The sequence below is a fragment of the Dactylosporangium maewongense genome (genome assembly GCF_039531485.1).
Lineage (GTDB): Bacteria > Actinomycetota > Actinomycetes > Mycobacteriales > Micromonosporaceae > Dactylosporangium > Dactylosporangium maewongense.
The window spans coordinates 111028-119414 of record NZ_BAAAQD010000032.1 but is presented as its reverse complement, the minus strand read 5'-3'; the positions used below and the strand labels follow the sequence as shown (position 1 = coordinate 119414).

7 protein-coding genes and 1 tRNA gene are annotated in these 8387 nt (G+C 70.6%); 3 read left to right on the top strand and 5 right to left on the bottom strand.

The window, feature by feature from the left end:
- Positions 1-916 (bottom strand): Hpt domain-containing protein (locus ABD332_RS50080; RefSeq protein WP_344512438.1); only part of this gene is annotated, 916 nt, incomplete at its 3' end.
- Positions 917-1064: 148 nt separating this feature from the next.
- The gene (locus ABD332_RS50075) at positions 1065-1772 is read right to left on the bottom strand and encodes a class E sortase (protein ID WP_344512437.1); all 708 of its coding nucleotides are present in this window, start codon (positions 1770-1772) and stop codon (positions 1065-1067) included.
- 103 nt (positions 1773-1875) lie between these two features.
- Between ABD332_RS50075 and ABD332_RS50070 the strand changes: the two genes are divergently transcribed.
- Positions 1876-4110, top strand: a complete 2235-nt coding sequence (locus ABD332_RS50070) for a putative bifunctional diguanylate cyclase/phosphodiesterase (RefSeq protein ID WP_344512436.1) — start codon at positions 1876-1878, stop codon at positions 4108-4110.
- A gap of 291 nt (positions 4111-4401) precedes the next feature.
- Here ABD332_RS50070 and ABD332_RS50065 read toward each other — a convergent pair.
- The 3 genes from ABD332_RS50065 to ABD332_RS50055 all read right to left on the bottom strand — a co-directional run bounded on the left by ABD332_RS50065 (position 4402) and on the right by ABD332_RS50055 (position 5769).
- Positions 4402-4474: transfer RNA gene (locus ABD332_RS50065), tRNA-Lys, on the bottom strand.
- Positions 4475-4553: 79 nt separating this feature from the next.
- Positions 4554-4691, bottom strand: a complete 138-nt coding sequence (locus ABD332_RS50060; protein ID WP_344512435.1) for a hypothetical protein — start codon at positions 4689-4691, stop codon at positions 4554-4556.
- 49 nt (positions 4692-4740) lie between these two features.
- Positions 4741-5769 carry a LacI family DNA-binding transcriptional regulator gene (locus ABD332_RS50055; RefSeq protein ID WP_344512433.1) on the bottom strand — a complete coding sequence of 343 codons (1029 nt, stop codon included), beginning with the start codon at positions 5767-5769 and terminating at the stop codon, positions 4741-4743.
- Positions 5770-5955: 186 nt separating this feature from the next.
- On the opposite strand from ABD332_RS50055, the gene ABD332_RS50050 reads away from it, so the two are divergent.
- Together ABD332_RS50050 and ABD332_RS50045 are read left to right on the top strand one after the other, a co-directional pair.
- Positions 5956-7296: an ABC transporter substrate-binding protein gene (locus ABD332_RS50050; protein ID WP_344512432.1), complete on the top strand. Its 1341-nt coding sequence runs from the start codon at positions 5956-5958 to the stop codon at positions 7294-7296.
- Positions 7297-7382: 86 nt separating this feature from the next.
- Positions 7383-8381: a carbohydrate ABC transporter permease gene (locus tag ABD332_RS50045; protein ID WP_344512431.1), complete on the top strand. Its 999-nt coding sequence runs from the start codon at positions 7383-7385 to the stop codon at positions 8379-8381.
- The last annotated feature ends 6 nt before the right edge of the window (positions 8382-8387 follow it).

Genomic DNA, 8387 nt, shown 5'->3' with positions numbered 1-8387 from the left:
GCGTCATCGCCGGATCCGCCACCGAACCGATCGCCCGGATCAACTGATTCCGGGTCAACACCAACTCCCCCACCAGATTCATCAACTTGTCCAGCAGATCCACATCCACCCGGATCGACTGATCCGCAACACTCCGCTTCGACACCGCTTCGTCGGCCGCGACTTCCCCACCCGGGACCGGGCCGGCCTTCCCCACCGGCGGCTTCACCCCGGACGGCGGCGCCGCGGCGGCAGCGGGCGCCGGCGCGGCGGCAGGCGCGGCGGCGGGCACAGCAGCGGGCACGGCCGCGGCGGGCGCGGGAGCAGCGGCAGCCGGTGCGGGGGCGGGAGCAGGGGCGGCGGGGGTCGGGGCAGGGGCGGCCTCGACGACGACCACCGGCTCGACCACCACGACCTCGACGGCCGGCGTCGGGTCGACGACGGTGCCCGACACGGCCGGCGGCACGGCGTCAGGCGCGGGGACGGCGGCAGCGGGGGCGGGAGCGGGAGCGGCGGCAGCGGGAACGGCGGCAGCGGGAGCGGGCGCCGACCCGTCGGTGATACAGGCGTTCACCGCGGCGATCACGCCCGAGTCGTCGCCCTCGAGCTCCTGCCCGTGCTCCTCGATCTCCGACAGCAGCCCGCGGACCGTGTCGACCATCCGCAGCAGCGCGTCGGTCGTCGACGGCGTCATGCCCTGCGCACCGTCCCTGAGGCGGGACAGGAGCGACTCGCCGACGTGGGTCACCTTCTCCAGGCGGTTGAACGCCAGGAAGCCCGAGGTGCCCTTGATCGTGTGGATGGTGCGGAAGATCGACGACAGCAGCTCCCGCGATCCCGGTGCCGCTTCGAGCGCCACCAGGTCCCGGTCCAGCTGGTCCAGGTTCTCGTGTGACTCGACGAGAAACTCCTGAACGATGTCACCCAAGTCGCTCACGGCCAGGCTCCCTTCAGCCCTCACCGGGACAAACCACGCGTCGGGCCACGGCCCGGCGAAGCACCCCGGAACCGGCCGAACTCACAGGGACAATCGGCACGTTCGGGTGCCGGTCAAGGAGATTCGTGGCGCTACGGTAAGCAGACCGTCACGTAGGGTATTGCAGCTCTGCCGGGCGTGGACCGTCCACCGGATCGCGGCGCACCAGGGTGGCCTGCCGGATCAGCCGGCGCGACGTGCTGAGCTTCGGCTCGCAGGTGACGAGGGTGAGCAGCGGCCCAGCGCCGGGCGCGGGCGGCGCGAGCACCTCGCTCTGCTCCGGCCGCACCACGCGCGCCTCGACGACCCGGTAGACGAGCCAGGTGTCGCGGGTCTCGACCACGACCGGCGCGCTGACCTCCAGCTCGCCGAGGTCCCAGAAGACGCCCGGGTAGCGGTGCCCGGCGATGCCCGCGTTGCCGGTCTCGCCGAACGCGGCGGTGCCGGGGATGTGGCCGGGGCCGAGCATGAGGTGCGCGTCGTCGGACCCTTCGACCACGAAGAGCTTCAACCGCAGCGTCGGTACGTGCAGCACCGCCACCGGACCGCCATCGCCGCGCGGCTCGCCCGCGAGCGCCATCGGGGCCGGCGGGCGCCGGCCGGCGGCTCCCGCGGCGGCGGCCACGGCCGCGTCGGACCGCCGGGCCGGTGAGGCCCACTCGGCGGCGAGCCGCTCCTGCGCGGCGTGGACGGCGCGGACCCGGCCCCACCAGCTCCAGGCCGTCACGCCACCGGCGACCACGCCGGAGGCGAGCAGCAGGACGGCCGCAAACAGGAGCAGGCGGGTCGTCCGGTCGCCACGCCTGCCGGTATCCACAAAAAGGACTATAGGCCGCGCAATTAGGGCAGAAAGCGCTTCGCTCGCCATTCGCACCCAAGGGTGCAACCTGCCCGCACCCCGTATCCTGCTGAATGGAAGCGTGAGGATCTGGCTGTGGTTCTTGACGTGCGCCGCCGTGGCGTCCGCCGTGGCCGCCGCCGCGCACCCGGAAGGCTTCGGCGTGTTCTGGGTCGCGGTGCAGGCCGCCTGCTTCGGCGCCGCCGTGGCCGGGCTGCGCCGGCACCGGCCGGACCCCGCCGCCGTGTACTGGCTGCTGGTCGCCGGCGTCGGCACCTCCACCGTCACGACCGCCGTCACGACCGCGGCCCCCGCGCTGTCGCCGGAGGCCGAGGCGGGCTACCTGCTGTGCTACCCGCTGACCGGCGTCGCGCTGTGGCTGCTCGCCCGCCGCCTGCGGCCATGGTCCTCGACGCGGCTGCTCGACGCCGCCATCGCGCTCATCGGCATGGCGCAGCCGGCGTGGGCGTTCGTGCTGTATCCGCTGCTGTCCCGGGCCGGCCTCGACCAGGCGTCCACCGCCGGCATCACCGGCCTCGCCGTCTGCGACCTGCTGGTCGTGTCGATGCTGCTGCGGGTCGCGTTCGCGGTCCGCCCCGGTGTCGCGTCCGGCCTGCTCATCGCCTCGACCGCGGCGATGCTCCTCACCGACGCCTGTTACGTCGTCATGTACGTGTGGGGCCGCGGCGGCGCGGTCGTCAGCTCCGTGACCTCCGTCGGATGGCTCACGTGGAGCTTCCTGCTCGCCGCGGCGTGCCTGCACCCCGGCATCCGCGACGTGGGCGGGAGCGCCCGCACCACCGACGAGAGCGCCACCCCGATCGGCGGCTTCATCGCCCTGGCGGTGCTCGGACCCGCCGTCCTCATCGCCGACATCGCCCTGCACCGCGGCGCCGGCTCGTGGTCGCACGCCCTCGTCCCGGCCGCGCTCACCGCGGTGCTCATGGTGCTGATGGTGCTGCGCCTCGGCCGGGCACTACGGGAGCGCACCTCCCTGCAGCGGGAGCTGGCGTTCCGCGCCCAGCACGACGTGCTGACCGGCCTGGCCAACCGGGAGGAGTTCCGCACCCGGCTCCAGGCCGGCATCGCCGCCGAGGCCGGCATCGGGCTGCTCATCGTCGACCTCGACGGCTTCAAGGACGTCAACGACACCCTCGGCCACCCCGCCGGCGACGAGCTGCTGCTGCAGGCGACCGCCCGGCTGCGCGCCCTCGCCGGCCCCGACGACCTGCTCGCCCGGCTCGGCGGCGACGAGTTCGCGGTCGTCTCCCCCGACCTGGCCGGCCTCGACGACCTCGCCGCCCGGTGCGTCGCCGACCTGGCGTGCCCGTACCTCGTCGACGGCCGCGAGCTGCGTCTCACCGCCAGCGTCGGCGTCTACTCCGGCTCCCCCGCCAGCACCGGCGAGGCGCTGCAGAACGCCGACCTGGCCCTCTACGCCGCGAAGGACGCCGGCCGCAACCGTGCCGAGCGCTACGACCCGAAGCTGCGCGCCGCCCACCTCGCGCATGCCGCCCTCGCCGACCAGCTCCGCGCCGCGGTCGACGGCACAGTCGCCGGCACAGTTGCCGGCACGGGGGGCTTCGCCGTGCACTACCAGCCCGTCGTCGACATCCACACCGGCCGGGTCGCCGCCGTCGAGGCCCTCCTGCGCTTCACCACCCCCGACGGCACGGCCGTCTCGCCGGCCCGGTTCGTGCCCGTCGCCGAGGAGACCGGGCTGATCGGCCGGCTCGGCGCCTGGGTCCTGGAGCGCGCCTGCACCGACGCCCGCGCCTGGCACGCCACGCACGGCATCTCCGTCACCGTCAACGTCTCCGGCCGCCAGCTGCGCGCCCCCTCCTTCGCCGACGACGTCCTCGCCACCCTCAAGCGCACCGGCCTGCCCGGCGCCGCCCTGGTCCTGGAGATCACCGAGACCGTCCTGGTCACCGCCACCGTCGAGGAGACCGAGGCCGTCAGCCGCCGCCTCGCCCGCCTCCGCGCCCACGGCATCCGCATCGCCATCGACGACTTCGGCACCGGCTACTCCTCCCTGGCCTACCTGCGCACCCTCCCCATCGACGTCCTGAAGATCGACCGCGCCTTCGTCTCCCGCGTCGCCGACCGCCAGGAGAAGGCCCTCTTCCGCGCCGTGGTCGAGCTGGCCCGCAGCCTGTACCTCCAGCCCGTCGCCGAGGGCGTCGAGACCGACGAGCAGGCCGCCGCGCTCCGCGAGCTCGACTGCGGCTACGCCCAGGGCTTCCTCTTCGCCCGCCCCATGCCCGCCCCCGCCCTCCAGACGCTGCTGACCACCCAGCTCACCCCGGCCCCCTGAGCCGTGGCGTCTACTGTGGACAGAAACTGGCCACGGCCGTCGTGGCCGGCTTCGTGCTGAAGGCCGCACAGCCTCACCTGAATTCGCCGGCGGAGGCTCGGGCGCGCCGCAGGGCGGTGACACCCTGGAGTCGGGATCACGCCGGCCGGCGTCCGGGCGCCGGGCCTTCGCGGCCCGGTTCGCGTGCCGCGGTGGCGGGGCCTGCTGGCCGCCGGGCCGGTGGCGGCACGGCTCAGCAATGCGAAAGGCCCAGGTCCGGCAGGAGTGCCGTGGCCTGGGCCTTTGGTGCTGTACGCCGCGTAGGACTTGAACCTACAACCCGCAGATTAAGAGTCTGCTGCTCTGCCAGTTGAGCTAGCGGCGCCTGGCTGAACGGAGGAAACTCTAGCACGCCCTTCGCGCGCCCCAAAAACGAGATACCCCCGTCCGGCCTGTGCGCTGCGTTACTCCTCGTCGTCCTCCCAGAAGAAGTCCGTCGGTGTAGGTTGCTCCGGCTCCTGTTCCAACAGGTCGGTGTCGGGGCCGATCAGGTCCTCGAGCTCGTCGTCCGGCTGCTCCCAGGTAACCGGCATCTCGGTCATGTCACTAACCCCCTGAGGTACTCCCGAAGGAAATCCAACGGCCCGCGAGCTACCCGGTCCGTGCAGTCCTAACCGCAACGGGCCAGGTAGAGGCCCGTAGGACGAGGGTGGTGGGCATGAGGAGCTCTTCGGGGGTCCAGTCACTGACGGTCATGGCGCGGCGGAGCATGCCGGCGGCGAGGACGCCCTGCTCGAAGACGCGCTGGCGGACGGTGGTGAGGTCGAGGAGGGCGCTCAGCTCGTGGTCGTCGAAGCCGATGACCGAGACGTGGCGGCCGGTGCGGCGCAGGGCCGAGAGGGCGCCGAAGGCCAGTTCGTCCGACTCGGCGAAGACGGCGGTGGGTGGGTCGGGGAGGGCGAGGAGGCGGCGCATGGCCTGTTCGCCGCCGTCGAGGCCGTGCGGGACGGACATGACGAGCTCTTCGCAGAAGGGCACGCCGGCGGCGGTGAGGGTGTCGAGGTAGGCGCGGCGGCGCTCGTGCGCGACGGGAAGGAACATCGCCTGGTCGGCGTAGGTGGAGATCATGCCGATGCGGCGGTGGCCGAGGCCGAGGAGGTGCTGGACGGCGGAGGAGGCGGCGGCGACGTCGTCGATACGGACGCAGCCGGCGCCGGGCACGTCGTGGCCGACGGCGACGATCGGGACACCGAGGCTGCGCAGGTCGGCGATCTCGGGGTCGCTGAACTGCATGGCGACCACGAGGACGGCGTCGACGCGGCGGCGCAGCGGGAGCTGGCCGAAGAAGCGTTGCCTGGCCGCGGCGTCGCCGAGGTTGTACAGCAGCAGGTCGAGGTCGTGCTCGCGCAGCACGGACTCGGCGCCGGCGACGATCTGCCCGAAGAACCAGCGGGCGGCGTACGGGACGATCACCCCGACGGTGTGGGTGCGGCCGCTGGCGAGGCGGGAGGCGATCGGTGAGACGACGTACGACAGCGACGCCGCGGCGTGCAGCACGCGGTCGCGCGTCTCGTCGGAGACGTTGGGCAGCCCTCGGAGGGTGCGTGACACGGTGGCGGTGGAGACCCCGGCCAGCCGGGCCACGTCCTCCATGCTCACGGGCACGGGAACGTCGGCCACACGGGGAGGCTAGCAACACTGACGGCAAAGGCAATGTGTCCACCGTGTTGCTAACTCGTTATCGATCAATAGTCCCGAAGGGCTCGACAAACCGACCTTGCAAACGCTTACATCCGAGGGACACAGCACACCGGTACGTGGGCGGAGCTGTTCGCCCGGACCGGGTCTAGCCAAAGGAGGCTAACCATGGCTGTCCTTTCGAGGCGGCGTCGGGCGTTCGCGCTCGCCGGTGTGGCCGCGCTGGCACTCATCGCCGCCGCTTGCGGCGACGATGCCGGCGACACCGGCACATCCAACGCCGACAAGCCCGAGTGCGCGCCCTACGCGCAATACAAGGTCGACAAGAAGAAGACCGTCTCGATCTATGCGACGATCCGCGACGCCGAGGCCACCAAGCTGACGGATTCGTGGAAGCAGTTCGAAGAGTGCACCAACATCAAGATCGACTACGAGGGGTCCGGCGAGTTCGAGACCCAGATCAAGGTGCGCGCCGACGGAGGTCAGCCGCCGGACATCGCGGTCTTCCCGCAGCCGGGCCTGCTGGCCTCGTTCGCGACGAAGAACCAGCTCAAGGAGCTGCCCGCGCCGGTGAAGGCCAACCTCGACAAGAACTGGTCGAAGGACTGGGCCAAGTACGCCACCGTCAACGGCAAGGTCTACGGCGTGCCGCTGGGCGCGAACGTGAAGTCGCTGGTGTGGTACTCGCCGCAGCTGTTCAAGGAGAAGGGCTACAAGATCCCCACCACGTGGGATGAGATGATCAAGCTCTCCGACGACATCGCTGCGACCGGCATCAAGGCGTGGTGCGCGGGCATCGAGTCCGGTGACGCGACCGGCTGGCCGGCCACCGACTGGATCGAGGACATCGTCCTGCGCGACCAGGGTCCGGACGTGTACGACCAGTGGGTCAACCACACGATCCCGTTCAACGACCCGCGCATCGTCTCGGCCGCCGAGCGGACCGCGTCGATCCTGAAGAACCCCAAGTACGTGGGCAACCCGAAGACCATCGTGACCACCTCGTTCCAGGAGGGTGGCCTGCCGGTCAAGGACAAGAAGTGCGGTCTGCACCGCCAGGCCAACTTCTACTCCAACCAGTGGGCGAAGGGCACGAACGTGGCCGAGGACGGCGACGTCTTCGCCTTCTACTTCCCGGCCGTGGACCCCTCCAAGGGCAAGCCCGTCCTGGTCGCCGGCGAGTTCGTCTCCGCGTTCTCCGACCGCGAAGAGGTCGTCAAGGTGCAGACCTACCTCGCCTCCGCCGAGTGGGCCAACAGCAAGGCCAAGCTCGGTGACTGGATCTCGGCCAACAAGAACCTGGACGTCAGCCTGGTCAAGGGCACGATCGACCAGCTGTCGGTGAAGATCCTGCAGGACCCGGCCACCGTGGCCCGGTTCGACGGCTCGGACCTGATGCCCGCCGCGGTCGGCTCGAAGTCCTTCTGGACCGGCATGACCGACTGGATCAACGGCACCAAGGACACCAAGGCGACGCTGGACTACATCGAAAGCACCTGGCCCAAGTAGTGAACTGAGGTCCGGCACCGGCGCTCGCAGGCGTAGGCGGAAGCCAGCGCAGCGGCGCCGGTGCCGGCCGGTCGGAGGACACCCCCATGGAATATGACTTCTCCGAAGACATCGCCAAGATCTGGCCGGCTCTGCTGTTCATCGGCGCCTTCATCGCCGTGGTCGGCGGCCTGCTGTTCGTGCTCGACATCCTGCCCAGATGGGGGAAGGGCAAGGAACGGCTGCAGATGCTGGGCTTCCTCGGCCCGGCGCTCGTCCTGCTCGGTGTCGGGCTGCTCTACCCGCTGGTCCGCACGGTCACGCTGTCGTTCTACAACAACTCCCGCGGCTCGTTCGTGGGGCTGGACAACTACAGCTGGATCGTCACCAACGACGACACACTGATCATGCTGCGCAACACCCTGTTCTGGGTGGTGTGCGTGCCGCTGCTCGCGACCGCGTTCGGCCTGATCTACGCCGTGCTGGTCGACAAGGCCCGCGGCGAGGGCATCGCCAAGTCGCTCATCTTCATGCCGATGGCGATCTCGCTCGTCGGCGCCACGATCATCTGGAAGTTCATCTACGCGTTCCGCGAGGCGGACCAGGAGCAGATCGGCCTGCTGAACCAGATCCTCGTGTGGTTCGGCATGGAACCCCAGCAGTTCCTCACCAGCTCGCCGAGCAACACGTTCTACATGATCGTCATGATGATCTGGATCCAGGCGGGCTTCGCGATGGTCATCCTGTCCGCCGCGATCAAGGCGATCCCGGCCGAGATCGTCGAGGCGGCCAAGCTCGACGGCGCCAACCCGTGGCAGATGTTCTGGAAGGTCACGATGCCGAGCATCCGGCCGGCGGTCGTGGTGGTCACCATCACCATCACCATCGCCACGCTGAAGGTCTTCGACATCGTCCGGACGTCGACCAACGGCAACTTCAAGAGCAGCGTGCTCGCCTTCGAGATGTACAACCAGGCCTTCCGGCTCAGTGACGACCCCAGCGGTGAGGGGCGCGGTGCCGCGCTCGCCGTCGTGCTGTTCCTGCTCGTCGTGCCGGTCGTCGCCTACCAGGTCCGGCAGCTGCGGAAGCGAGCGGAGATCCGATGAGCGACG